Source organism: Methylobacterium sp. J-076 (genome assembly GCF_022829405.1).
Taxonomy (GTDB): domain Bacteria; phylum Pseudomonadota; class Alphaproteobacteria; order Rhizobiales; family Beijerinckiaceae; genus Methylobacterium.
Window position 1 is genome coordinate 43,742 of sequence record NZ_JAKSXW010000033.1, and the last position, 23,526, is coordinate 67,267.

Below are 23,526 nucleotides of genomic sequence, written 5' to 3' on the forward strand. Positions count from 1 at the left end.
GAAGTGATCTCTATTCGGCGACTGATGCAGGCATGTTTGCGGTGGATGCCGGCCCACACCAGATTTTCAAGCCGCGCCCCCTGGCGGGCGAGCCGCGCCCCGTGGCGGGCGAAGCGTCCGACCGGCGCCGGCACCAGCGCGTGCGCGTGGCCGTCCTCGGGCGCTACATGCTCGCCGACCGCCGGGAATATCCCTGCCAGACCGTGGACATGTCGCCCGGCGGCGTCCGGCTGACCTGCGCCGTCATGGGCGAGCTCGGCGAACGCGTCGTGCTCTATCTCGAATTCATCGGGCGGATCGAGGGGGTGGTGGCCCGCCACACCTCCGGCGGTTTCGCGGTGCGCCTCGCGGCGACCCCGCGCAAGCGGGACAAGCTCGCCTCCCAGCTCACGTGGCTCGCCAACCGCGAGATCCTGGGCCTGCCCGAGGGCCGAAGCCACGAGCGCGTGGTGCCGGACAAGCCCGGCACCATCCTCAAGCTGGAGAACGGCCGGGAGGTCGCCGCGCGCCTCATCGACATCTCCCTCTCGGGGGCGGCCATGACCTGCGCCGCCACGCCGCCGATGGGCAGCATCGTCACGGTGGGCAGCACCCCGGGCCGCCTCGTGCGCATCTTCGAGGGCGGATTCGGCGTGCAGTTCCTGCTGCCGCTCTCACCCGACCGGTTCCATGCCGGGATGACGCTCTGAGCCCGCGCGGGCGGCGAAGGTGACTGCGGGGCGGGCCGTCCTCAGATCTTCTTCGCCAGCTCCGCCGCGGTCTGCTCCGGCGGGCGCGACAGGTCGAGGGCCCCGAGGAACCGGTTCTGCGCGTCCATGACGTAGACCAGCGCCGTGTGCTCCATCACGTAGTCGCCGTTCTTGTCCGGGACCTTGCGGGCATAGGCGCGGAAGGCCTTCTCCGTGGCGGCGATCTGCTCGGGGGTGCCCGTCAGCCCGGTGATGCGCGGATCGAAGCTCGACAGGTAGGTCTTCAGGCTCGCCGGGTCGTCGCGCTCCGGATCGACGGTGACGAAGGCGACCTTCATGGCCTGCCCCTTCGGCCCGAGGGCGGCGAGCACGTCGGAGATCTGCTGGAGCGTCGTCGGGCAGACATCCGGGCAGTGGGTGAAGCCGAAGAAGACGAGGTGCGTGGCGCCCTTGAAGTCCTTCTCGGTCACCGTCCGCCCGTCCTGATTCACCAGGGTGAACGGGCCGCCCACGGCCGGCGTGCCGATGGGGGCGCTTTCCGGCTTCAGCATGATGAAGGCTGCCGCGGTGATGCCGAGCAGCCCGACGCAGAAGGCGAGGATGGGGAGGAGGGCGCGGCGCATGTCGTGAGGGACCCCGGCACGGATTGGCCGGGGGAGAGCACGGAACGCGCCCGGCCGGCAAGCCCGCACGTCGCCGCCGGCCGTCGGGCGGCCCGGGGCGGGCCGCCCGCTCCCGCCCCGGGCTCCTCATCCGCCGCGGCGGGGACCCCGGGACGAGGGGGAGGGAAGGGGGGAGTCCCCCTCGGCTCAGGGCTGCCGGGCGGGGGTGGTCGGCTGCGCGTCCTTCGGCTTCTCCTTGCCGAGGTAGATGTATTCCGGCGCGGCCCGGAGCTGATCCTTCGTGGTGTCGATCGTCGCCTTCAGGCTGTCGTTGTCGCCCCGCGACACCTTGAGCGCCGACGGGTCGATGGCGACGTTCTTCGCGCCGATCCCGAGGAAGCCGCCGACGCCGACGACCCACGCCTTCACCTGCTGCTTCTCGTCGAGGACGAGGTCGGCGATCTGGCCGATCGTCTCGTTCGCGCCGTTGGTGACGCTGAGGCCGACGAGCTTGCTCGACACCATGTCCTGCGGGGCCTGGGCGACGAATTTCGGCCGCAGGTCGTCGGACAGGGTCGCGGGCTTGGCCGCCACGGGGCCGCTGGCGTCGACGTGGGCCGTCGCGGCGGGGGCGGGCGTGCCCGCGGCGTTGCTGCCGGCCGGCGTGTCGGAGGTCTGGGCCTGGGCGGAGGCCAGGGCGGCGGTGACGAGGGCCGCCGCCAGGGTGGCGGTCGGGAACGGGATGCGCATGGGGCGGGAGCCTTCCGGTCGTGGCAGCCGCGGCGGCTGCGACGCCCGCTCAAGGCGGGGCGGGCATGCAGAGTTCCACCCCGGGCGTTGAAAACGTTGCGCTTTGCCGGCTGAGCGGCGATAGGCCGGGCCGGAGTCCGACACGCCCATGCCCCGCCTCGTCCTCTACCAGCCCGACATCCCGCAGAATGCCGGGACGATGATGCGCATGGCCGCCTGCCTCGGCCTGCCGGTGGAGATCGTCGAGCCGGCGGGGTTCGACGTGTCGGATCGGCACCTGCGCCGCGCGGGCCTCGACTATCTCGACCACGTCGCGATCACCCGCCACCGCTCCTTCGCCGCCTTCGAGGCGTGGCGGGGCGAGGCGGGCGGCCGCCTCGTGCTCGCGACCACGGCGGGGGCCATCCCCTACACGGAATTCGCCTTCCGGCCCGGCGACTGCGTGATGGTCGGCCGGGAATCGGCCGGCGTGCCGGAGGCGGTCCACGCCGCCGCCGATGCCCGGGTGCTCGTGCCGATGCGCGCCGGGATGCGCTCCCTGAACGTCGCCGTGGCGGCGGCCATGATCCTCGGCGAAGCCCTCCGGCAGGCCGGGGACGCAACGGATCGCGGCGAGCGCGCTTGACCCCGTAGGCGAACCGGCCTTCACCCCCCGGAACGATTCCGAGAGCAGCCTTGGCAGATCCGCACACGCCCCGCCCGTCCCGGCGCCATGCCGAACTCGGCCCGGACTTCTTCGACATCGTCGCCCCGGCCCGGTTCCCGACGACCATCCTGCGCCACCGCGATCAGGTTTGGGCGGAGCGCGTCGGCCTCGGCGGCCTGTCGGACGAGGAGTGGATCGCCCATTTCGGCCGGTTCGAGCCCCTGCCGGGCAGCTTCGAGGCGCCGCTCGCCCTGCGCTACCACGGCCACCAGTTCCGCTCGTACAACCCCGAACTCGGCGACGGGCGCGGCTTCCTGTTCGCGCAGCTCCACGACCTCCGGGACGGGCGGCTCCTCGATTTCGGCACCAAGGGCAGCGGCACCACCCCGTGGTCCCGCACCGGCGATGGCCGGCTGACCCTGAAGGGCGGGGTGCGCGAGGTGCTCGCCACCTCGATGCTCGAAGCCCTCGGCGTCTGCACCTCCAAATCCTTCAGCCTGATCGAGACCGGCGAGGACCTGATCCGCGGCGACGAGCCTTCGCCGACGCGCTCCTCCGTGCTGGTGCGCCTGTCGCACGGCCATATCCGGATCGGCACGTTCCAGCGCTTCCTGGCCCTGGAGCAACCCGACAACATCGCGAAGCTCCTCGACCACACGATCACCACCCACATGCCGGAGCTGTGGCGCGACGCGGTGGAGGATCGCGCCTTCGCGTTCCTGGAAGAGGTGACCGCCCGCGTCGCCCGGATGGGCGCGCAATGGGCGGCGGCGGGCTTCGTCCACGGGGTGCTCAACACCGACAACATCAACGTGACGGGGGAGAGCTTCGATTACGGGCCCTGGCGCTTCCTGCCGGCCTACGACCCGGACTTCACGGCCGCCTATTTCGACCAGTCCGGCCTCTACAGCTTCGGCCGCCAGCCCGAGGCGCTGTTCTGGAACCTGTGCCGGCTGGCCGACTGCCTGCTGACCCTGGCCCCGAAGGAGCGGCTGGAGGCGGCCCTCGGCGGGTTCGGCCCCGCCCTGCAGGACGGTTTCGCCGGGGCCCTGTTCGCCCGGCTCGGCCTCGCCCCGGCCCCGCAGCCGGAGACCGACCGTCTGGTCTCGGCGGTCTGGCGCTTCCTCTCCGAGAGCCGCGCGCCGTTCGAGCGGTTCTTCTTCGACTGGCGCGGCGGTCTCGCCAGCGCCGGGCGCGCGGCGGCCGGCCCCGGCGCCGCGCATTACGAGACGGCGGCCTTCGCCCCCGTCCGCGCCGCCCTGGAGGGGATCGCCCCCGCGGCCGACGCACGCCTCGATCACCCGTATTTCGCGGGCGAGCCCTGCACGATGCTGATCGATGAGGTGGAGGCGCTGTGGGCGCCCATCGCCGGGGGGGACGACTGGTCGGCGTTCCACGCCAAGCTCGCGGCCATCGCGCGGATGGCCGAGGCCTACGGCACCGCGCCCGCGGCCTGATCGGCCGGCTCGGCGAGGGCCTCCGCCTCGGCGCGGCGCTGCTCCTCGGCGTGGCCGGCGGCGATGGCCATCGCCATCAGCCGCTGCGTCAGGCGCAGGACCAGCCAGAACAGTGCGACGCAGAACAGGGTGGCGGCGGCGGCCTTGAGTGGATCCACGCGTCTCCCCTATTGCGGCGAAGCGGACCGGATCAGGCGCCCCGCGCCTCCGGTTGCGCACTCACATAGAACAGGTTTCCCCGGTTGCGCGAGACTTTCCATATCGAAGTCATCGGCCCCGATGGCGAGGAGGTCGTGACCCGCATCTCGATGCGGGCCGGCACGCTGGAAGGCGCGCAGGAACGCGCCCTGCGCCTCTTCGCCCGCGCCCGGGTGCCCCAGCGCCGGTCCGAGCCCGCCCAGGCGGTGCGGGTGATCGACGGCGCGGGTCGGGAGGTGTTCCACCGCACCCGGTTCGAGGAGGGGGACTGACGCCTCCGGCCCGTTGGGGTCGATCACCCCTCGGCGCGCCTCCGGCCGAGCCGCCCGCGGAGGGCGACCCGCACTCGCGCGACCCCCTCCCGGGCGCGCTCCAGCCCCTGGGCGATGGCGAAGAGCGGATCGTCCCCGGCCTCCACGAGGAGGTGGGCGATCGGTCGCCGCTCCGTCCAGAACAGCGTGGCGAGTCCGAAGCCGGGGGGCGCGCAGGAATCGATCCGCGCGATCTCCTCACCCGCGAGGACGGCCTCCGTCAGCCCGTGGACCAGTTGCACACCCGTCGCCGCGGCGGAGTCGGTCTCGTCGTGGGCGATCTTCAGGACGAAGGCGTCGCGGCCCGCGACCGGCAGGATCATGGAGGCGAGGAGCCGCTCGCCTTGCCGCAGCCGGGCGATCCGCACCCGGCCCTCGGCCGAGAGGCCGGCGACCGCCTCGCGCAGGAAGGCGGCCTCCGCCGGGCGCTGGGCCAGGGCTGTGCCGGCCCGGCCCTTCCAGCTCGCGGCCTCCAGGGCGATGTGTCCGTCCAGGGCGGCGGCGAAGGCGGACGGATCGGCCAGCATCTCGAAGGTGGTCTCACCCGCCGCGTCGAGGCGCCGCCGGGCCTTGCGCAGCCTGCGCCTCCGGTTGCCCGACAGATGGTCGAGATAGGCGCGCTGCGTCGCCGGCTCGTCGCCGGGGGGGCTCATCAGGCCCCGTTCGTGGGGCCAGTAGGCGGCCCGCCGGATGCCCGCCCCGTCGAGGAGATCGCGCAGGGGGCCGTCGGCCGGCGCGTTCGGGAAGAGCAGGCGGCGCGGCTCTCCGAGGGCGCCGGGCGCGGCGAGCAGGGCCGCGAGGGCGCGGGCCGGATCGTCGGCGTCGAGGAGGGGGATGCCGAGGGGGCTGTAGCCGTGGGTCCAGCCCATCAGCACCGGCAGCGGCAGGCCCCAGCGGCGCGAGAGCCGGCGGTGGGGCCATGCCGCCAGCAGCCGGACGCCCGGCTCCTCGGGGGGCCTGTCGGCGATCAGGAGCAGCCGGACCCCCGCCCCGAAGGCGCCGCGGGCGGCGAGCGCGTAGGGCGCCTCGTAGAACGGGTTGGCCACGTGGGCGGATCGCCCGAGGGCGTTCCAGGCCGGGATCCAGGGGGCGGCCGGGTCGAGGGGGCGCAGGGCCGCCACGAGCCCGCCGGGCAGCGCCGCTGTCGTCGGGGCGTCCTGGGGGGCCGGCGGGCTGGGCTCCGGCATGGCGGCGGGCGCCGTCACGCGGTGAGCCGGCGGCGGATCGCCCCGGCCAGACCCAGCATGTCGATCCGCCACGCCACCGCGAGGAAGGCCGCGCCGAGGAGGAGGATCCGCAGCGCCTGACCGGGAGGCTGCGTCCCGCCCGGCAGCAGGCCGATCCCGGCGATGGCGAGGCCCACCGCCCCGGCGGCGGCGGCGATGCCGCCCATGTCGGGCAGCGGCAGGGGCATGGCCGTCCCCGCGCGCCGGGCACCGACGATCAGGACGAGGCAGGCCGCCGCCTGCCCCCCCGCGAAGGCGAGGGCGGCCCCGAACGCCCCCAGCGTGGGAATCAGCAGGAGCGAGACGGCGGCCACCGTCACGAGGGTCGCGAAGGCTGCGGCCGCCTCCAGCCGGCTCGTGCGGGTGAAGTAGATGACCTGCCCGAAATAGTACGCGCGGAACATCATCAGAATGCTCGCCAGGATCAGGACCGGGGCGAGGCGGCGCGCCTCCTCCCGGTATCCGGGGCCGAGCAGGATCGCGACCACGAGGTCGTCGAAGCAGAGGAAGAACACCGCGCCGAAGGCGGCGATGGCCGTCATCGCCCGCGCGGCGTCGCACAGCACCCCGGAGGCCGCCGCCATGCCGCCGATCCGCGCCTCGCGCTTGGCGATGGACATGAGCGAGAGGGCGAGCGCCTCCCCGAACACGATGAAGCTCTGGCGCAGGAAGTCGGCGATGGCCCCATAGGCGCCGAGACCGGCCGGGCCGACCGTCTTGGCGATGATCAGCCGGTCGAGGCTCTGCGCCAGCGCCGCCGTGCCGAACGAGAGGACCAGCGGCCAGCCATAGGCGAGGAGGCGCCGCGCCTCCGTCCGGCTGCCGCCCCCGCGCAGCATCGGCGCCATGGTGACGAGGGTCGGCAGGGCGCCCAGCGCGTTGGCGGCCGCGATGGCGAGGGCGAGATCCAGGGGATCCCCCGTGGCGCGCAGCACGGCGCTGCCGAGGGCGAGCATCAGCACCGCCCGGCACAGCACCGCCGCCGCGACCGCGCCGGCCTTGAGCCGGGTGCGGGCGACCTCGGTCGATCCCTCGAACAGGGTGAAGCCCACGGCCAGCGCGACGATGGCCCCCGCCGCGGGCGCCGCGATCAACCCGAGGGCGGCGGCCAGCCACGCGGCGAGGCCGGCGAGCAGGAGCGAGCCCCCGAGGATGCGCACCACGGTGCCGATCTGCGCCTGCGCCCGCGCTTCCTCGTAGAGGGCGAAGAACGCGAATTTCGGCCACTGGCACGTCGCCCCGTAGAGCACGAGCGCCCAGGACATCAGGTACAGGTAGGTCCCGTATTCCTGCGCGGGCGCGAGCCGGGTGAAGACCGCGACGGAGGCCATGTTGAGGGCCGCCGCGACACCGCGCGAGCCGACATAGATCAGACTGTGCCGGGCGATCATGGCTTCGGGTTCGATGGGGGCGCGGTTTCCCCGCCTGGGGCGGGTCCGTGCCGTCGTGGGTCGGGGCGGGGAGCGTGGCCGTGTCTCACGGCTCCCCGCTGCAGAAGGCGTGCCGCCCCGAAGCCCCGGGGGAGCCGGAGCGGTCCGCGTCCGCGGAGGCGGGCCCCGTCAGGCGGCGCCGCGGGTCCCGGCCTCGCCGCCGCCATCCACGAACGCCTTCAGCTCATCGAGGGACGCGAAGGTGAACCGGCCGTTGGGCGTGTCCGCCTCGATCGCCCCGTCATCGAACATCATGTAGGTGTTGCCGCCGGAGCTGTAGCGGCCGACCACGGTCCGCTCGGACTTGGGGGCAGCCGCCGCCTCGGGCGCCGTGTCGAGGCTCGAGCGAAGGGCCGTCTCCCCGGTGACGGCATCCGCCCCGGGCGTCGGTTCGGGCTGGACCGCCCCGGGGCGCGGGGGCACGAACAGGTCGTCGGCCGCCGTTGCGGCGTCGGCCTTGGCCGCATCGGGCGTCGCCTCGAGGGACGCCTCGTTCGCCCGGTGGGCCGCGGGTGCGGTCAGGCCCGGGAGCGGCAGCTCCGGCTCGGCGGCCTCGCGCTCCCGCACGAGGCTCGGCGGCAGGACGAGGGACGGCTCGATTCGCGGCCGGTCGGACCCCATGCCGGAGGAGGCGGGACCGTCGTTCAACCCGTCGATGCCGGGTTCGCGGACCTCCTGCGCCACCCTGGGGCCGTCATCCGCCAGCGGGAACGGCCCGTCGCGCAGGGCCGTCTCGATCCGCTTGAGCCACGTGGCGACGACCGCCAGCCCGAACAGGAGGATGCCGGAGGAGCCGACGACGGATCCCCCATAGACCATCGCCATCCCACTCTCGAGACGCACGTAGGGGAAGCCCTCCACGACGGCGGTGACGCCGGCGATGAGCATGGCGGCGGCGAGCGCGAACAGCGCAGGAATCATCGTACTCTCGAGGACGCGGGCCGTCGGGCCCCTACAATCGGCCGGCACAGTAAGGCGCTGCCGAGGTTTTGCAAAACCTGTTCGTGCAGCCCTCCCGGCGTTGCCGATGACGCAGGGCCGACTTACGTACCCGAAGTCAGCCCGGAAGCACCCCGCCGGGGGCTTGCGCTCGCGCCACGGCCGCACGGAGACACGCGATGACCTTCACCCTGCCGGAACTGCCTTACGCCTACGACGCCCTCGGGCCGTACATGTCGAAGGAGACTCTGGAGTTCCACCACGACAAGCATCACAAGGCTTACGTGGATACGGGCAACAAGCTGCTCGAAGGTACCGATCTCGCCGGCAAGAGCGTCGAGGAGATCGTGAAGGCCGCCTACAACACGAACCAGGCGCTCTTCAACAACGCCGGCCAGCATTACAACCATATCCACTTCTGGCAGTGGATGAAGCCGAACGGCGGCGGCGCCATCCCCGGCGCGCTCGCCAAGAAGATCGACGAGGACCTCGGCGGTGCCGAGAAGTTCAAGGCCGACTTCATCCAGGCCGGCATCGGGCAGTTCGGCTCGGGCTGGGCGTGGCTCGCCGTGAAGGACGGCAAGCTCGCCATCATGAAGACCCCGAACGGCGAGAACACCCTGGTCCACGGCGCCAAGCCGATCCTGGGCGTCGATGTCTGGGAGCACTCCTACTACATCGACTACCGCAACCGCCGGCCCGACTACCTCAAGGCGTTCATCGAGAACCTCGTGAACTGGGAGCACGTCGAGAAGATGTACGCCGAGGCGACCGCCTAAGCGGCATCCCCGCCGGGCCGCGGGCTTTTCCCGCCCGCGGCACCCTTGAGATGAGGCCCGAAACCGGGTCTTGATGCGCGCCGCCGGGCCGAGCCCGGCGGATGCGGGGGCCGGCCATTTTCATCCATCGACCAGATCAGGCGCCCGCGCGCTCCCTCCCCCCTGTGCGGGGGAGGGTGGCCCCGGCGTCAGCCGGGGTCGGGAGAGGGGGGCGCCGCGTCCGGAGAGGTCGCGGACCGAGCCCCTTCCGGACCCGTCGCGCCGCCCCTCTCCTACCCTGCTGCGCAGGGTACCCTCCCCCGCAGAGGGGGGAGGGAGGCGCCCTATCGCGTCGGCGCGCCCGGCCATGATCCGCTCCATCCTCTCCGTCGGCGGGTGGACACTGGTCTCCCGCGTCACCGGCTTCGCCCGGGACGTGGTGATGGCCGCCGTCATGGGGGCGGGGCCGCTGGCCGACGCCTTCGTCGTCGCCTTCCGGCTGCCGAACCACTTCCGCGCGATCTTCGGCGAGGGGGCGTTCAACACCGCCTTCGTGCCCTCCTACGCCGCCCTCGAGGAGGCGGGGGCGACCGGCGCCGCCCGGCGCTTCGCCGACCGCGTCTTCACGCTGATGCTGATCGTGCAGCTCGTGCTGCTGAACCTCGCCCTGCCGTTGATGCCCTGGGTGGTCCACGCCCTGGCGCCGGGCTTCGAGGAGGGGGGTGAGCGGTTCCAGCTGGCGGTGGCGCTGACGCGGATCACCTTCCCCTACCTGCTGTTCATGACCCTGGTGACGCTGCTGTCGGGCATCCTCAACGCCCACCGCCGCTTCGCCGTGGCCGCCGGGGCTCCGGTGCTGCTTAACCTCGCCATGCTGGCGGCGCTGGCGGTGAGCTTCCTGTTCCCGAACGCGGCCTACGCCGCCGCCTGGGGCGTCTCGGTCTCCGGCGTGCTCCAGTTCGGCCTGCTCTGGATCGGGTGCCGCCGGGCCGGCGTGATGCCCGACCTCGCGGTGCCCCGCCTCGACCCTGCGCTCAGGCGGTTCTTCGCGGTGCTCGGCCCGGCCGTCATCGGCTCGGCCGGGTTCCAGATCGCCGCCTTCGCCGACACGATCATCGCCAGCTGGCTGCCGACCGGGGCGGTCTCGGCGCTCTACTATGCCGACCGGCTCTACCAGCTGCCCTTCGGCGTCATCGCCATCGCCGCGGGGACGGTGCTGCTGCCGGAGATGAGCCGCCGCATCGCCGCCGGCGACCTGGCCGGGGCGCACGGGGCGCAGAACCGGGCGGCGGGGTTCTCGCTGGCCCTCTCGGCGCCCTTCACCGTCGCCTTCCTGACGATCCCCGGCCTGATCATGGCCGCCCTGTTCCAGCGGGGCGAGTTCACCGGCGAGGACGCCGCCCGCGCCGCCTCGGTGCTCGCGGCCTACGGGCTGGCGCTGCCCGCGGTGGTGCTGGTGCGCAGCGCGGTGGCGAGCTTCTATTCCCGCCAGGACACGAAGACGCCCCTGTGGGCCTCCCTCAGCGCCATCGCCGTCAACGTCGTGCTGAAGCTGTGGCTGACCGGGCCCTACGGCGTCACCGGCCTCGCCCTGGCGACGGCGGTGAGCCAATGGGTCAACCTCGCCATCCTCGTGGGGCTCGCCCTGCGCCGGGGCTGGACGGCGCCGGGGCGCACCCTCGGCCTCACGGTGCTCGGGGTCGCCCTGGCCTGCCTCGCCCTCACGGGCGTCGCCCTCGCCGGGCGGCCGCTCGCCGAGGCCCTGGTGCCGGCCATGGGCCATGGCCGGGAGATCGCGGTGCTCGGGCTCCTCGGGATCGCGGGGGCGGTGGTCTATGGCGGGCTGCTCCTCGGGCTGCTGCACCTGTTCGGCCTGCGTCTTCGCCGGGCGTGAACGGAGCCCCCGCCCGCCCTAGATCGGGGGGATGATCGTCCGGGAGGGCCGCATGTCCGACTTTGACCTGCTCGCGGGGATGCGCGCGGCCGTCTTCGATGCCTACGGCACGCTGTTCGACGTGAACGCGGCCGTGCAGCGCCACGCCGACGCCATCGGGCCCCAGGCGACCACCCTCTCCGAGATGTGGCGCACGAAGCAGCTCGAATACAGCTGGGTGCTCGGGCTGATGGGCCGCTACGAGCCGTTCTGGACCCTCACCGAGCGCGCCCTCGACTACGCCCTCGCCCGGCACCCGTCCGTGGACCGGACCCTGCGCGGGCCGCTGCTCGACGCCTACCGCGACCTCGACGCCTACCCCGAGGTGCCCGGCACCCTCGCCGCCCTCCGGACGGGGGGGCTCCGCACGGCGATCCTCACCAACGGCGACCGGCCGATGGTGGACCGGGCCGTCGCCTCGGCCGGGCTGGCGGGGCATCTCGACGCAGTGCTCTCGGTGGACGAGGCGCGGGTGTTCAAGACCCACCCCGACGCCTACCGCATCGCCCTCGACCGGTTGGGGGTCGGGCGGGAGGAGGTGGTGTTCTGCTCCTCGAACCGCTGGGATATCGCCGGCGCCGCCGCCTTCGGCTTCCGTGCCGTCTGGATCAACCGCAAGGGCCTGCCGGACGAGTACGGTGACCTCGCCCCCGCCGCAGTGCTGTCCTCCCTCGACGGGCTCCTTTAGCGCCGCCGCCGTCCCGGCGCGGGGGCACCTCGCGGAGGTGCCCTGTCCGGTGGCGTCCCGCGTCCCTGGGTCGCTTCACTGCGTTCGCGATGACGGGGAGGGTGTTCGTGCGCCCACTGCCTCGGCAAGCGGTGTGAAGCCTTCCGACAAAATTAAGGCTCTCGCGCTCTCATCCGCCCAACACGAGCAGGAGAGTTCTCGCGTGTCCGTTCAGATGCCCTTCACCGTCCTTCGGGCCGGCGCCCTCGCGCTGGCCGGTCTTCTCACGGTTACGGTCGCCCCCGCCTCGGCCCGTGACGGCCAGAATGGCGCGATCATCGGCGGCTTGGCCGCTGGCGTCGTCGGCGGCGTGGTCGGCAGCGCCCTCATCAACGGCGCCAACAACCCGCCCCCGCCGCCCCCGCCGGAATACCGCCCGCGCCGCGTCCTCGTGGAGGAGCCCGAGACCGTGATCGTCCGCGAGCGCCGCGGCCCGATCTGTCATTACGAGCGCCGCAAGGTGTGGCTCGACGACGAGAACTTCACCTTCAAGCGCGTCGAGGTCTGCGAGTAAGTCCCCCTACGCCCTCCGCCGCCCCCGTCCGGGGCGGCGGGGCGGATCACACCCGCATCGGCATCAGCACGTAGAGCGCCGAGGCGCCCTCGCGGTCCTGGATCAGGGTCGGGGAGCCGGGATCGGCCAGCCTGAACAGGGCGGTGTCGCCCTCGAGCTGGGCCGTGATGTCGAGGAGGTAGCGGGCGTTGAAGCCGATATCGAGGGCGCCCGCGCCGTAATCGACGTCGAGCTCCTCCGTCGCGCTGCCGGCGTCCGGGTTGTTGACCGACAGGGCGAGCCGCCCCTCCGTCAGCCCCAGCTTCACCGCCCGGCCGCGCTCCGAGGAGATGGTCGAGACCCGGTCTACCGCCTTGGCGAAGCTGTCGCGCTCCACGGTGAGGCGCTTGTCGTTGTTGGCCGGGATCACGCGCTGATAGTCGGGGAAGGTGCCGTCGATCAGCTTCGAGATCAGCGTCAGCCCGTCCGCGAAACGCAGGCGGATCTTGGCCGGCGACAGGTCGATGCCGACGCTCTCGCCGCCGTCGTCCAGGAGCTTCTGGATCTCGGCCACCGCCTTGCGCGGCACGATCACCCCCGGCATCCCGGTGCTGCCGGGGGGGGCGGGGATCTCGACCCGGGCGAGGCGGTGCCCGTCCGTGGCGACGGCGCGCAGCACCGGCTCGCCGTCGGATTCCAGCACGTGCAGGTAGATGCCGTTGAGGTAGTAGCGCGTCTCCTCGGTGGAGATCGCGAACTGCGTCTTGTCGATGAGCCGCTTCAGGTCCGCGGCGGCGATCGCGAAGCCGTGCGGCATCTCGCCGGTGGCGAGGTCCGGGAAGTCCCCCTCCGGCAGGGCGCCCAGGGCGAAGCGGGAGCGGCCGGAGCGGATCGTCATCTGCCCGCTCTCGCCGCCGGTGTCCAGGGAGACCTGAGCGCCTTCGGGCAGCTTGCGGACGATGTCGTAGAGGACGTGCGCGGGCACCGTGGTCGCGCCGGGATCGGCCACGTCGGCCGGGATGCTCTCCGTCACCTCGATGTCGAGGTCGGTCGCCTTCAACTGCAGGCTCGACCCGTCGCTGCGCAGGAGCACGTTCGACAGGATCGGGATGGTGTTGCGCCGTTCCACCACGCGGTGAACGTGGCCGAGCGACCTGAGGAGGGCCGCGCGCTCGACGATGACCTTCATCGCACAACTCTGACTAATCGGGGCCGCGGCGGCCCCAGGAGAACGGTCGTTCAGCTTGGCGAAGCGCCCGGGGGAAGGCAAGGCCGCCACGCCTGACTCTCACAGGCGAGGCGGCCCTGCGGACCCCTCACCCCCGCTTGTCGAGGGGGCGGCCGAGGAGCCGGGCGAATTCCGCCTCGATCTCCTCGACGGAGAACGGGTTGCCGGGGGATTTCGGTTCCGCCTTCGGGGCGGCCGGCTCGGTGCGCGGGGAGGCCGGGCGCGCCTTCTCGGGGGCCCGTGCCGGGCGGGCCGGCGGCAGCGCGGGTGCGGGCGGCTCGGGACTCCGCGCGACCGGCTCCGGGTCCCTCGGCTCGGCCGGGACCGGCGCCGCCATGGCGGCGGCCACGGGGTCGACCGGTGCCGTCTCCAAGGCCGCCATGCCGGCCGCGATCGGGTCGATCTCGCGCCTCGGCTCCGGCTTCGGCTCGGGTTTCACCTCGACCTTGGCGTCGTTCCTGGCCAAGGCGTCGTTCCTGGCCGGCGGCGCGACCGGAGCCGCGGCCGGGGAGGGCGCCGCCGGCGGCGGGGCCGCCGCGGAACTCGGGCGGGCGATGGCGGCCTGAAGCTGCCGGGCCATGTCCGACAGGATCGAGGGATCGACCGGGCGCGGCTCGCCCGGCGGCGGGGTGAGCGGCGGCAGGACGAGGCCCGCATCCGATGGCCTGGCCGTCTCGACCGGGCGTGCGGGCTCGGGTTGCCGGTCCAGGGACGGCGGCGTCGTGCGCAGGGTCCTGGGGCGCACGAAGGGCTCGCGCAGGGTGGGCGGCGGGGAGGGCGTCGGCCCCGGCAGGGGGATGTCCCGGCCGGGCTCGTCCCCGCCGATCAAGCCGGCGTCGAGGGGCCTCCGCACGGGCGGCGGCGTCAGGGAGCCCGGCACCGGCGACGGCACCACCACCGGCATCTCGAACGTCGCCGGGGGGCGGCGGGCCGCCGTCTCGCCGATGGCGCGGGCCGGCTCGGCGATGGCCCGCGGCGGCTCGGGCAGCCGCCCGGCCTCCGCCAGGGGGTCGGGGAGGGGTTCGGCGGCGGGCTCGGCCCGGAGCGCCGGCTCGGCGAGGGCGCGCTGCCCGCGCTGGATGTTGCGCTCGACCACCACGTCGTTGGGCCCGCCGACGAGCAGCAGGTGCTCGACATTGTCCCGCCGCAGCAGGATCAGCTGGCGGGACCGGTCGAGCTCGTAGACATCGACGATCCCGAGCCGGGGCTGGCGCGAGCGGGCGCCGCGCGTCTGCAACGCACCCCCGCCCCCCGTCAGGCGGCGGACCAGGAATACGATCGCCGCGAGCACCGAAAAGATGACCGCGAAGATGACGAGATACTGGATGATCGGGGAGCCGTCAGAGCCGAACACTGATCGTAGCCATGACAAGGTTACGCACTCGCACGTTCCGGCCGCGGTGGGATCCGCGGCGGGCGATGCGTCATAACACGATGATCACGCGCGAGGGCAGGCCGAGTTAAGGCTTCGTTAACAGCTCGTTGGCGGCTGCGGCCATGTATCGTCCCGGATTCGTCGCCCCCGGGGCGGCATTCGGCGGAATGACAGGCCTGTCTTGCATCTTTAACGGCTCGTTAACCATGGACGCGGCAGTTTTTGCCGAGCCCGGTCGCGCCGGGTCCCGTCGCCGGAGGGGTCCTTGGCCATCACCGACCTGCCCATGCTGGCGATGCTGCGCACCCGCATGCAGTGGAATCAAGCTCGCCAGACCGTGATCGCTCAGAACGTCGCGAATGCGGACACGCCGGGCTTCAAGCCCCACGACCTCGCCGAGCTGCGCTTCGACCGGGCCACGGGCACGGCCCAGGCCACCTCCCCGAGCCTCAGCCTGACCGCGGCGGGGCACCTCGCCCCGATCGGCCAGTCCGAGGCCGGGGCCGACCCGAAGCGGGCGAAGAGTTTCGAGGTCGTGCCGAGCGGGAACGGCGTGAACCTCGAGGACGAGATGATGAAGGCCGGCGACGTGCAGACCGACTACCAGCTCGCCGCCTCGCTCTACCAGCACAGCCTGACGACCCTGAAGATCGCCATCGGCAAGAGCTGATCTCTCGATATCCTGGACGGTTCCTAGACAAAGGGGCGGGCGATGGAATTCTCTAAGTCCCTGGTGGCGTCGGCCTCGGGTCTCAAGGCCCAGTCCGGGCGGATGCGGATCATCGCCGAGAACATCGCCAACGCGGATTCGGCGCCGCCCTCCCGGGGGGCGGAGCCCTACCGGCGCAAGATCCCGAGCTTCACGAGCCACCTCGACCGCGAGACCGGCGCCAACGTCGTCGAGACCGGCCGGGTCCGCCGGGATTCGACCGCGTTCCGCACCAAGCACGATCCCGGAAACCCCGCGGCCGACGCCAAGGGCGACGTGCTGATGCCGAACGTGAATCCGCTCATCGAGAACATGGACCTGCGCGAGGCCCAGCGCAGCTACGAGGCGAACCTCAACATGGTGACGACGACGCGCAAGATGATCGCGCAGACCCTCGCGATCCTGAAGTAGGGGCGTCGCCATGGCTTCGAGCAACTTCGCGGCGGGCGCCTACGCCGCCGTCCAGGGCCTCGCCTCCGGACGGCCCACCCCACGCGTCCAGCAGACCCAGTCGCCGGGCGAGGGCTTCGCCGGCCTCCTGGGGCAGGCGATCGATTCCGTCGGCGACGCCGGGCGCCGGGCCGACACCCAGGCGGTCACCGCCGCCTCCGGCAAGGCCAACGTGGTCGATGTCGTCACCGCCGTCGCCGAGAGCGAGACCGCCCTGCAGACGATGGTCGCCGTCCGCGACCGCATGATCTCTGCCTACGAGGAGATCATGCGGATGCAGATCTGACGGGTTCGGGGGACAATCTCTCCCGTCCCTGCGCGCGGAGCGGTCCGGACGCGCCACGCGCACGGATGCCCCGCCCCGCCGGGGTTGCCTCCACCCCTCCCGCGGGGACGAGGGCGACCTCTGCAGCGTCCCGCACCACGCCCCGACGGGCGCCCTGTCCTTCCCGCGAGGCGGGCAAGTCTCTCCCTGGATCGAAACGATGACCGGCCTCGCCATCCTCGACGTCGCCCGCGACGGCATCTTCGTGTTCCTGAAGGTCGCCGGGCCGATGATGCTCGTCGCCCTGTTCGTCGGCCTGATCGTCTCGCTGGTGCAGGCGCTGACCCAGATCCAGGAGCAGACGCTCATCTACGTGCCCAAGATCGTCGCGGTGTTCGCGACGCTGCTGCTGATGCTGCCGTTCATCGGCGATGCCATGGCCGGCTACATGACCCGGATCGCCGCGCGGATCGCGGCGGGCGGCTGATGGCGGCTCGCCTGCGGTATAGGGAGGCGCATGAACCTCCTCCTGCCGGGCGTCGCCTCGGCCTTCCTCCTCGTCTTCGCGCGGGTCGGCACGCTGATCATGCTGATGCCCGGCGTCGGCGAGCAGACCGTGTCGCCCCGCCTGCGCCTCGCCTTCGCGCTGATGGTGACGCTGGTGATCTACCCGATGGCGCGGCCCCTGCTCGGCGGCACGGAGGGGATCGCCGGTCCCCGGCTGATCGGGCTCCTGTTCGGCGAGACGATCATCGGCCTCGTCATCGGCCTGACCGTGCGGATGGTGCTCGCCGCCCTGCAGACGGCGGGCCTCATCATCTCGCAGCAGCTCGGCCTGTCCTACGCCATGACCGTCGATCCCAGCCAGGGCGGGCAGCAGGCGGCGGTGGGCAACTTCCTGTCGCTGCTCGGCATCACGCTGATCTTCGCCGCCGACCTGCATCACCTCGCCATCGAGGGGATCGCCCGGAGCTATCAGGTCCTGCCGCCGGACGGGGTGCCGGGCTTCGGCGACGCGCTGATGCTCGCCCTCAGGGCGGTGGCCCGGGGCTTCACCCTGGCCGTGCAGATCTCCGGCCCGTTCATCGCCTTCGGCATCCTGTTCAACCTCGGCCTCGGGGTGCTGTCACGGCTGATGCCGCAACTGCAGGTGTTCTTCCTGGCGGTCCCCGCCTCGGTGCTGATCGGGATGCTGATCCTCGCCGGCTCCCTGGGGGTGATGATGGGCGTCTTCATCGACGACATGGGCCGTTACCTCGGCGAGTTCGTCGGGCGCTGATGCGCGCCGGCCGGAGATCCTGAATCCATGGCCGAGGGCGCCGAGCAGGAAGACAAGACCGAGGAGCCGACCCCGCGCCGGATCGATCAGGCGATCGAGCGCGGCGACGTGGCCAAGAGCATCGAGGTCAACACCTTCGCGATCCTCGGGGCCTTCACCCTCGCCTTGGTGGTGGCGGCGCCGACCATCGCCACCGACCTCGTGCGCGGGCTGACCGCCTTCCTCGCCAACGCCCACGAGGTCCCGGACGGGCCCGGCTCCATGGCCGCGGCGGCCCGCGGCGGGCTGCTGCTGTGGCTGAAGGCCGTGGCGGTGCCGGTGGGTCTCGTGGCGGTGGCCGGGCTCGCGGCCGGCTATCTCCAGCATCCGCCGGTGTTCAACGCCGAGGCGCTGATGCCGAAGTTCGAGCGCATCTCGCCCATGGCCGGCGCCAAGCGGCTGATGGGCATCGAGGCCCTGTTCCAGTTCGGCAAGGGGCTCGCCAAGATGATCGCCGTGGGCGTCGTCGGCGGCGCGATCCTGTGGCGGGACCGGGACCGGCTGGAGGTGTTCGTCCGGCTCGACCCCGCCGCCTGCCTGTCGGCGGTGCTGTCCCTGAGCCTGAAGCTCCTCGCGGGGATGCTCGCGGTCCACGTCGTCATCGCTGGGGCCGATTACCTCTATGCCCGCCTGCGCTGGCGCGGCCGGCTGCGCATGTCGAAGGAGGAGATCAAGCAGGAGATGAAGGAGTCGGACGGCAACCCCGAGGTGAAGGGCAAGCTCAAGCAACTGCGGATGGCCCGCTCGAAGAAGCGCATGATGGCGGCGGTGCCGAGCGCCACGGTGATCGTCACCAACCCGACCCACTACGCCGTCGCCCTGCGCTACGAACCCGGCATGGTCGCGCCGCTCTGCGTCGCCAAGGGCGTCGACGCGGTGGCCCTGCGGATCCGCGAGGTCGCCCGGGCGAACGACGTCGCCATCGTCGAGAACCCGCCCCTGGCCCGGGCGCTCCACGCCACCGTCGAGGTCGACCGGGAGATCCCGGCCGAGCATTACCGGGCGGTGGCCGAGGTGATCGGCTTCGTCATGCGCCTGCGCCGCCGCGCCGCGTGAGCGCGGGGCTACCCTTCCTCCACCATTTTGCGCGAAGCTCTTGACGGGCTTGGTGCCGTCCGAGGTCAGACGCCCCTTGCCGTGGGGCTGGCCGCGGGCCAAACCGGAACCCGTTTCTGGAAAGACCCCGATGGCCGACGTGACCGGATCCCCGGCCCCGATTCTCAAGGCAGACCCGGCGAGGTCGGATCTTTCGACCGAGCTCCTGGCCGCGCCGACGCCGGTCAACGGCTCGATCGACCGGTCGGAGCAGCCCGGCCGGGTCGGCCTGCTGCTGATGCTCGCCGGCCTGCTGGTCGGCGCGGCCATCGGCCTGTCCTTCGTGGCCAACGAGCAGGCGCAGGCGCTGATCGTGTGGCTGCTGGCGCTGCTGGCCATGGCCGGCGTGTTCTTCCTCTTCGCCCTCGCCATCGGCGCGATCCAGCTCTCCGGCAGCAGCGCCCGGGACGACATCACCCGCGGCATCGTCGATGGCGCCCCGGACGGCACCCTGGTGGTGGAGGATGGCGGCCGGCTGATCTACGCCAACGCCTCCTACCTGCGCCTCGCCGGGGGCGACAGCTTCACCAACCTCGCCCCGGTGGAGCGGATCTTCGTCGGCTCGCCGGAGGTGTCCGAGGCGGTCTACCGCCTCTCGCAGGCCGCCCGCGACGGGCGCCCGCACACCGAGGAGATGCGGATGGCGCCGCCCCTCGGGCAGGTGACGGGCGCGGCCGGCGAGCGCGATTTCGGGTGGTACCGGGTCTCGGTGCGGCCCCTGCCGCGCCCGCGCCGGGCGGCCTCCCACTGGACCGTGGCCGACGTCACCGCCGAGCGGGAGCGGCAGGAGAACGTCTTCCAAGAACTCCAGCACGCCATCGATTACCTCGACCATGCCCCGGCCGGCTTCCTGTCGATCAACCCGGCGGGCACCATCGTCTACATGAACGCCACCCTCGCGGCGTGGCTCGGTTACGACCTCGCCAGCGTCGGCTCGGGGGGGCTGCACCTCACCGAGATCGCCCCCAGCGCCGACGTGTTGATCCGCACCGCCGGCCTGCCGGGGGAGGTCCGCACCGACCGGTTCGACCTCGACCTGCGCCGCCGCAACGGCCACACGGTGCCCGTGCGGCTCTACCACCGGGTCGCCTTCGGCAAGGACGGCAAGCCCGGCGCCTCGCGCACCTTCGTCATCAACCGCTCGGCCGGGGCCGACGCGGACGAGCCGCAGCGGGCCGCCGAGGTGCGCCTCGCCCGCTTCCTCAACAACTCGCCCATCGCCATCGCGACCCTCGACCGGACGGGCCGGATCGCCCGGGCCAACGCCTCCTTCACCCGGCTGTTCGGCACCGCGCCGCTCACCTCCGACGAGGCCGCGCTGGAAGGGGAAGGCGGCACCCGTGCCGAGCCGAACCTCGCCGACTCGGTCCTCGACCGGACGGCGCTGGAGACCGGCCTGAATCGGGCGGCGAGCGGCATCACCGAGGCGGAGCCCATCGAGGTGCAGTTGCAGGGGCCGGGCGGACGCTCGGCCCGGCTGTGGCTCAGCCCCGCCGACGGGGGGGCCGAGGGCGAGCAGGCCGACGAGGCGGAGCGGGTGATCCTCTACGCCCTCGACACCACCGCCCAGCGGCAGCTGGAGCAGCAGGTCGCCCAGGCGCAGAAGATGAACGCGGTCGGCCAGCTGGCCGGCGGCATCGCCCACGACTTCAACAACGTGCTGCAGGCGATCATCGGCTATTCCGACCTGCTGCTGGCGAGCCACCGGCCGAACGACCCGGCCTTCCAGGACATCATGCAGATCAAGCAGAACGCCAACCGGGCGGCGGGCCTCGTGCGCCAGCTCCTGGCGTTCTCCCGGCGGCAGACCCTGCGGCCGGAGGTGATGAATGTCGGCGAGAGCCTGTCCGAGCTCACGCTGCTGCTGAAGCGCCTGCTCGGCGAGCGGGTCACCCTCGAATTGAAGCACGGCCGCGAGCTGTGGCCTGTGAAGGCCGACGTGAACCAGTTCGAGCAGGTGATCGTGAACCTCGCGGTCAACGCCCGCGATGCCATGCCCGAGGGCGGCAAGCTGACGATCCGCACCGAGAACGTGGTCGATCCCGGCCCCCAGGCCGCCACCGAGGGACGGGGTGGCCCTCCGGCGGGAGACCACGTGCTCATCGAGGTCTGCGATACCGGCCAGGGCATCCCGGCCGAGCTGATGGAGAAGATCTTCGAGCCGTTCTTCACCACCAAGGAGATCGGCAAGGGCACCGGCCTCGGCCTCTCGACGGTGTTCGGCATCGTCAAGCAGTCGGGCGGGACGATCGACGTGCAATCCACCGTCGGCCGGGGCACGGCGTTCAAGATCTACCTCCCCCGCCACATCCCCCTGCCGGAGGTGGCGCCCGTGGAGGCCCCGGTCTTTCTGTCCGAGGCCGGCGACCGGCCGGCCGCGGCGCAGGCCGCCATCGCGCCGCCCCCCCGGCGCCCCGCGACGGACCACACCGGCCAGGGCACCATCCTCCTGGTGGAGGACGAGGACCCGGTCCGTGCCGTGAACAGCCGCGCCCTGTCGGCCCGGGGCTACACGGTGCTGGAGGCGGCCTCGGGCCTGGAGGCGCTGGCCATCGTCCGGGAGAACGCGCAGCCCATCGACCTCGTGGTCTCCGACGTGGTGATGCCGGAGATGGACGGCCCGTCGCTGCTGCGGGAGGTGCGCAAGCACCAGCCGCACCTCAAGGTGATCTTCGTTTCCGGCTACGCGGAGGACGCCTTCCGCAAGAACCTGCCCGAGGGCGAGGCCTTCAACTTCCTGCCGAAGCCGTTCAGCCTGAAGCAACTGGTCGAGACCGTGAAGAAGACGATGGCCGATTGAGGCGCCGCGTCACCGCCCCCCGTGGCCGACCCACGGTGATCGAAGGGGGCGGGGCGTGTCCCTGGATTGCTTCGCTGCGCTCGCAAAGACGATGGCGCGTGTGAGGGAGGGGAGCGCCAGGGAGGGCCTCGAGGCTCATGATGCCCCCGCCGTCATCGCGAGCGCAGTGAAGTGACCCAGGGCAGCGGGCCGTGTGTTCCGCCGAGGCGCATCCCTGAATTGCTTCGCTGCGCTCGCAAAGACGATGGCGCTTGCGGGGGAGGGGAGCGCTCGCGGGGGCCCTGAGCCTGACGATGACCCCACCCCGTCATCGCGAACGCAGTGAAGCGACCCAGGGCAGCGGGCCGTATCCAGGCGTGGCGCGTCCCTCGATCGCCGCCCCGACGGCGCCACCCGCGCACGAAAAAAGGCCGCCCCGGCGTGAACCGGGACGGCCTTTTCGATGGACGGACGGAGCCTCAGGCGGCTTCGGCGACCTGCGACGGGCCGGAATCCTTGCCGCGGGCATCGACGTCGCGATCCACGAACTCGATCACCGCCATCGGGGCGTTGTCGCCCTGGCGGAAGCCGGCCTTCATGATGCGGCAGTAGCCGCCCGGACGACCCTGGTAGCGCGGGCCGAGGACCGCGAAGAGCTTCTTGACCATGTCGGCGTCGCGCAGCTTCGACATCGCGAGGCGGCGGGCGTGCACGCTGTCGGTGCGGGCGAGCGTGATCAGCTTCTCGACGACCGGACGCAGGTCCTTCGCCTTCGGCAGGGTGGTGACGATCTGCTCGTGCTTGATGAGCGCGGCGGACATGTTGGCGAACATCGCTTGGCGATGCTCGGCGGTGCGGTTGAAACGACGACCGCGATAACCGTGACGCATGGTGGCTCTCCTGATTTTTGCGACCGCCGTGCCACGGGTCGGCCGCTCGTTAGAGCGAATAGGGAGTAGCGAATAGCGAATAGCTGAGCCCTGAGGCGTTCAACCGTTCCGCTTCTCCGACACCCCTATTCGCTATTCGCTATTTCCCTATTTGCTTACCAAGCGCCGTAGGCGCTCAGTAGTGCTCCTCGAAGCGCTTGGCGAGGTCCTCGATGTTCTCCGGCGGCCAGCCGGGGACATCCATGCCAAGGTGCAGGCCCATGCCGGCCAGCACTTCCTTGATCTCGTTGAGCGACTTGCGGCCGAAGTTCGGGGTGCGCAGCATCTCGCCCTCGGACTTCTGGATGAGATCGCCGATGTAGACGATGTTGTCGTTCTTCAGGCAGTTCGCCGAACGGACCGACAGCTCCAGCTCGTCCACCTTCTTGAGCAGCGCCGGGTTGAAGGGCAGCTGCGGCGTGAGCGGCGCGGCCTCTTCCTTGCGCGGATCCTCGAAGTTCACGAAGACCTGCAGCTGGTCTTGGATGATGCGCGCGGCATAGGCCAGCGAATCCTCGGGGCTCACCGCGCCGTTGGTCTCGACGGTCATGGTCAGCTTGTCCTTGTCGAGATCCTGGCCCTCGCGGGTGGTCTCGACGCGGTAGCTCACCTTGGTCACCGGGGAGAACAGGGCGTCCACCGGGATCAGGCCGATCGGCGCGTCCTCGGGGCGGTTGCGCTCGGCCGGGACGTAGCCCTTGCCGGTGGCGACCGTGAACTCCATGCGGATCTCCGCGCCGTCATCCAGCGTGCAGATCACGAGGTCCGGGTTCAGGATCTGGATGTCACCGACCGTGCCGATGTCGCCCGCCGTCACGGTGCCGGGGCCGGTCTTGCGCAGGGTCATGCGCTTGGGGGCATCGGTCTGCGAGCGGATGGCGATCGTCTTGATGTTGAGGACGATGTCGGTCACGTCCTCGCGCACGCCGGGGATGGACGAGAACTCGTGCAGAACGCCGTCGATCTGCACCGAGGTCACGGCCGCGCCCTGGAGCGACGACAGGAGAACGCGCCGCAGGGCGTTGCCCAGCGTGGTGCCGAAGCCGCGCTCAAGCGGCTCGGCGACCACCGTCGCGATCCGCTTGGGGTCGTCGCCGGTCGAAACCTGCAGCTTGTTCGGCTTGATGAGTTCCTGCCAATTCTTCTGAATGACCACGGTCCTACCTCTCACGCCTCGCGGGTCCGCATGATCCGGCACCCACGCTCCGGCCTGGCGGAG

25 protein-coding genes are annotated in these 23,526 nt (G+C 71.9%); 15 read left to right on the plus strand and 10 right to left on the minus strand.

All coding sequences use genetic code 11. The features are described 5' to 3' along the window. Positions 1-32 precede the first annotated feature (32 nt). Positions 33-689: a PilZ domain-containing protein gene (locus MKK53_RS02100; RefSeq protein WP_409564256.1), complete on the plus strand. Its 657-nt coding sequence runs from the start codon at positions 33-35 to the stop codon at positions 687-689. 41 nt (positions 690-730) lie between these two features. On the opposite strand, the gene MKK53_RS02105 is transcribed toward MKK53_RS02100, so the two are convergent. Continuing rightward, positions 731-1,312 carry an SCO family protein gene (locus tag MKK53_RS02105; RefSeq protein ID WP_243926420.1) on the minus strand — a complete coding sequence of 194 codons (582 nt, stop codon included), beginning with the start codon at positions 1,310-1,312 and terminating at the stop codon, positions 731-733. A 186-nt stretch (positions 1,313-1,498) separates the two neighbouring features. Beyond that, complete coding sequence (locus MKK53_RS02110) at positions 1,499-2,041, minus strand: PRC-barrel domain-containing protein (protein WP_243926422.1); 543 nt, start codon at positions 2,039-2,041, stop codon at positions 1,499-1,501. Positions 2,042-2,189: 148 nt separating this feature from the next. Here MKK53_RS02110 and MKK53_RS02115 point away from each other — a divergent pair, with 148 nt between their 5' ends. Continuing rightward, positions 2,190-2,666, plus strand: coding sequence for a tRNA (cytidine(34)-2'-O)-methyltransferase (locus tag MKK53_RS02115; protein ID WP_243926423.1), 477 nt, complete (start codon positions 2,190-2,192; stop codon positions 2,664-2,666). Between the two features lie 50 nt (positions 2,667-2,716). Beyond that, positions 2,717-4,144 (plus strand): protein adenylyltransferase SelO, encoded by a 1,428-nt coding sequence (locus MKK53_RS02120; protein WP_243926425.1) that lies wholly within the window; start codon positions 2,717-2,719, stop codon positions 4,142-4,144. Here the strand turns inward: MKK53_RS02120 and MKK53_RS02125 are convergent. Next, positions 4,120-4,302 carry a hypothetical protein gene (locus MKK53_RS02125; RefSeq protein ID WP_243926428.1) on the minus strand — a complete coding sequence of 61 codons (183 nt, stop codon included), beginning with the start codon at positions 4,300-4,302 and terminating at the stop codon, positions 4,120-4,122. The two genes, MKK53_RS02120 and MKK53_RS02125, sit on opposite strands and share 25 nt — an antisense overlap. Positions 4,303-4,386: 84 nt before the next feature. Between MKK53_RS02125 and MKK53_RS02130 the strand changes: the two genes are divergently transcribed. Beyond that, positions 4,387-4,614 carry a hypothetical protein gene (locus MKK53_RS02130; RefSeq protein WP_243926430.1) on the plus strand — a complete coding sequence of 76 codons (228 nt, stop codon included), beginning with the start codon at positions 4,387-4,389 and terminating at the stop codon, positions 4,612-4,614. A 23-nt stretch (positions 4,615-4,637) separates the two neighbouring features. Here the strand turns inward: MKK53_RS02130 and MKK53_RS02135 are convergent, their stop codons facing one another. The 3 genes from MKK53_RS02135 to MKK53_RS02145 form a co-directional block, all read right to left on the minus strand. Then, entirely contained in the window at positions 4,638-5,840 is a 1,203-nt protein-coding gene (locus MKK53_RS02135; protein WP_243926432.1) for a GNAT family N-acetyltransferase, read from the minus strand. 14 nt (positions 5,841-5,854) lie between these two features. Further along, the gene (locus tag MKK53_RS02140) at positions 5,855-7,270 is read right to left on the minus strand and encodes a lipopolysaccharide biosynthesis protein (RefSeq protein WP_243926434.1); all 1,416 of its coding nucleotides are present in this window, start codon (positions 7,268-7,270) and stop codon (positions 5,855-5,857) included. Positions 7,271-7,438: 168 nt separating this feature from the next. Further along, entirely contained in the window at positions 7,439-8,230 is a 792-nt protein-coding gene (locus tag MKK53_RS02145; RefSeq protein ID WP_243926436.1) for a hypothetical protein, read from the minus strand. A 197-nt stretch (positions 8,231-8,427) separates the two neighbouring features. Here MKK53_RS02145 and MKK53_RS02150 point away from each other — a divergent pair, with 197 nt between their 5' ends. From MKK53_RS02150 to MKK53_RS02165, 4 genes are all read left to right on the plus strand, one after another. Continuing rightward, positions 8,428-9,027, plus strand: a complete 600-nt coding sequence (locus tag MKK53_RS02150; protein ID WP_243926438.1) for a superoxide dismutase — start codon at positions 8,428-8,430, stop codon at positions 9,025-9,027. A gap of 346 nt (positions 9,028-9,373) precedes the next feature. Next, positions 9,374-10,900 (plus strand): murein biosynthesis integral membrane protein MurJ, encoded by a 1,527-nt coding sequence (gene murJ, locus MKK53_RS02155; RefSeq protein WP_243926440.1) that lies wholly within the window; start codon positions 9,374-9,376, stop codon positions 10,898-10,900. Positions 10,901-10,952: 52 nt separating this feature from the next. Further along, positions 10,953-11,627, plus strand: a complete 675-nt coding sequence (locus MKK53_RS02160; protein WP_243926442.1) for a haloacid dehalogenase type II — start codon at positions 10,953-10,955, stop codon at positions 11,625-11,627. A gap of 214 nt (positions 11,628-11,841) precedes the next feature. After that, positions 11,842-12,180 (plus strand): hypothetical protein, encoded by a 339-nt coding sequence (locus tag MKK53_RS02165; protein ID WP_243926509.1) that lies wholly within the window; start codon positions 11,842-11,844, stop codon positions 12,178-12,180. Positions 12,181-12,226: 46 nt separating this feature from the next. On the opposite strand, the gene dnaN is transcribed toward MKK53_RS02165, so the two are convergent. Continuing rightward, positions 12,227-13,348 carry a DNA polymerase III subunit beta gene (gene dnaN / locus MKK53_RS02170; protein WP_243926444.1) on the minus strand — a complete coding sequence of 374 codons (1,122 nt, stop codon included), beginning with the start codon at positions 13,346-13,348 and terminating at the stop codon, positions 12,227-12,229. 127 nt (positions 13,349-13,475) lie between these two features. Further along, on the minus strand, positions 13,476-14,741 hold the full coding sequence (locus MKK53_RS02175; protein WP_243926446.1) for a flagellar biosynthetic protein FliO: 1,266 nt from the start codon (positions 14,739-14,741) through the stop codon (positions 13,476-13,478). A gap of 286 nt (positions 14,742-15,027) precedes the next feature. Between MKK53_RS02175 and flgB the strand changes: the two genes are divergently transcribed. The 7 genes from flgB to cckA all read left to right on the plus strand — a co-directional run bounded on the left by flgB (position 15,028) and on the right by cckA (position 21,399). Further along, entirely contained in the window at positions 15,028-15,432 is a 405-nt protein-coding gene (flgB, locus tag MKK53_RS02180; protein WP_243926448.1) for a flagellar basal body rod protein FlgB, read from the plus strand. A 42-nt stretch (positions 15,433-15,474) separates the two neighbouring features. Beyond that, positions 15,475-15,882 (plus strand): flagellar basal body rod protein FlgC, encoded by a 408-nt coding sequence (flgC, locus tag MKK53_RS02185; protein WP_243926450.1) that lies wholly within the window; start codon positions 15,475-15,477, stop codon positions 15,880-15,882. 10 nt (positions 15,883-15,892) lie between these two features. Next, the gene (gene fliE, locus MKK53_RS02190) at positions 15,893-16,207 is read left to right on the plus strand and encodes a flagellar hook-basal body complex protein FliE (protein ID WP_243926451.1); all 315 of its coding nucleotides are present in this window, start codon (positions 15,893-15,895) and stop codon (positions 16,205-16,207) included. A gap of 199 nt (positions 16,208-16,406) precedes the next feature. Continuing rightward, positions 16,407-16,673 (plus strand): flagellar biosynthesis protein FliQ, encoded by a 267-nt coding sequence (gene fliQ, locus MKK53_RS02195; protein ID WP_243926453.1) that lies wholly within the window; start codon positions 16,407-16,409, stop codon positions 16,671-16,673. A 30-nt stretch (positions 16,674-16,703) separates the two neighbouring features. Next, a complete protein-coding gene (fliR, locus tag MKK53_RS02200) occupies positions 16,704-17,465 on the plus strand; it encodes a flagellar biosynthetic protein FliR (RefSeq protein ID WP_243926455.1) in 762 nt (253 codons plus the stop codon). 27 nt (positions 17,466-17,492) lie between these two features. Then, entirely contained in the window at positions 17,493-18,560 is a 1,068-nt protein-coding gene (flhB, locus tag MKK53_RS02205; RefSeq protein WP_243926457.1) for a flagellar biosynthesis protein FlhB, read from the plus strand. Positions 18,561-18,690: 130 nt separating this feature from the next. Further along, a complete protein-coding gene (cckA, locus tag MKK53_RS02210) occupies positions 18,691-21,399 on the plus strand; it encodes a cell cycle histidine kinase CckA (RefSeq protein WP_409564257.1) in 2,709 nt (902 codons plus the stop codon). Between the two features lie 458 nt (positions 21,400-21,857). Here cckA and rplQ read toward each other — a convergent pair whose 3' ends face one another. Then, positions 21,858-22,268 (minus strand): 50S ribosomal protein L17, encoded by a 411-nt coding sequence (gene rplQ / locus MKK53_RS02215; protein ID WP_243926459.1) that lies wholly within the window; start codon positions 22,266-22,268, stop codon positions 21,858-21,860. A gap of 175 nt (positions 22,269-22,443) precedes the next feature. Beyond that, entirely contained in the window at positions 22,444-23,478 is a 1,035-nt protein-coding gene (locus tag MKK53_RS02220) for a DNA-directed RNA polymerase subunit alpha (RefSeq protein WP_243926461.1), read from the minus strand. Positions 23,479-23,526: the final 48 nt, after the last annotated feature.

Coding starts and splice junctions, on each gene's coding strand:
- MKK53_RS02140 (WP_243926434.1), bottom strand. CDS start 7,270: ATGATCGCCCGGCACAGTCTGATCTATGTCGGCTCGCGCGGTGTCGCG.
- MKK53_RS02165 (WP_243926509.1), top strand. CDS start 11,842: ATGCCCTTCACCGTCCTTCGGGCCGGCGCCCTCGCGCTGGCCGGTCTT.
- fliR (WP_243926455.1), top strand. CDS start 16,704: ATGAACCTCCTCCTGCCGGGCGTCGCCTCGGCCTTCCTCCTCGTCTTC.
- fliE (WP_243926451.1), top strand. CDS start 15,893: ATGGCTTCGAGCAACTTCGCGGCGGGCGCCTACGCCGCCGTCCAGGGC.
- MKK53_RS02115 (WP_243926423.1), top strand. CDS start 2,190: ATGCCCCGCCTCGTCCTCTACCAGCCCGACATCCCGCAGAATGCCGGG.
- MKK53_RS02135 (WP_243926432.1), bottom strand. CDS start 5,840: ATGCCGGAGCCCAGCCCGCCGGCCCCCCAGGACGCCCCGACGACAGCG.
- flhB (WP_243926457.1), top strand. CDS start 17,493: ATGGCCGAGGGCGCCGAGCAGGAAGACAAGACCGAGGAGCCGACCCCG.
- cckA (WP_409564257.1), top strand. CDS start 18,691: ATGGCCGACGTGACCGGATCCCCGGCCCCGATTCTCAAGGCAGACCCG.
- MKK53_RS02145 (WP_243926436.1), bottom strand. CDS start 8,230: ATGATTCCTGCGCTGTTCGCGCTCGCCGCCGCCATGCTCATCGCCGGC.
- dnaN (WP_243926444.1), bottom strand. CDS start 13,348: ATGAAGGTCATCGTCGAGCGCGCGGCCCTCCTCAGGTCGCTCGGCCAC.
- MKK53_RS02110 (WP_243926422.1), bottom strand. CDS start 2,041: ATGCGCATCCCGTTCCCGACCGCCACCCTGGCGGCGGCCCTCGTCACC.
- MKK53_RS02100 (WP_409564256.1), top strand. CDS start 33: ATGTTTGCGGTGGATGCCGGCCCACACCAGATTTTCAAGCCGCGCCCC.
- rplQ (WP_243926459.1), bottom strand. CDS start 22,268: ATGCGTCACGGTTATCGCGGTCGTCGTTTCAACCGCACCGCCGAGCAT.
- flgC (WP_243926450.1), top strand. CDS start 15,475: ATGGAATTCTCTAAGTCCCTGGTGGCGTCGGCCTCGGGTCTCAAGGCC.
- MKK53_RS02160 (WP_243926442.1), top strand. CDS start 10,953: ATGTCCGACTTTGACCTGCTCGCGGGGATGCGCGCGGCCGTCTTCGAT.
- fliQ (WP_243926453.1), top strand. CDS start 16,407: ATGACCGGCCTCGCCATCCTCGACGTCGCCCGCGACGGCATCTTCGTG.
- MKK53_RS02150 (WP_243926438.1), top strand. CDS start 8,428: ATGACCTTCACCCTGCCGGAACTGCCTTACGCCTACGACGCCCTCGGG.
- MKK53_RS02105 (WP_243926420.1), bottom strand. CDS start 1,312: ATGCGCCGCGCCCTCCTCCCCATCCTCGCCTTCTGCGTCGGGCTGCTC.
- murJ (WP_243926440.1), top strand. CDS start 9,374: ATGATCCGCTCCATCCTCTCCGTCGGCGGGTGGACACTGGTCTCCCGC.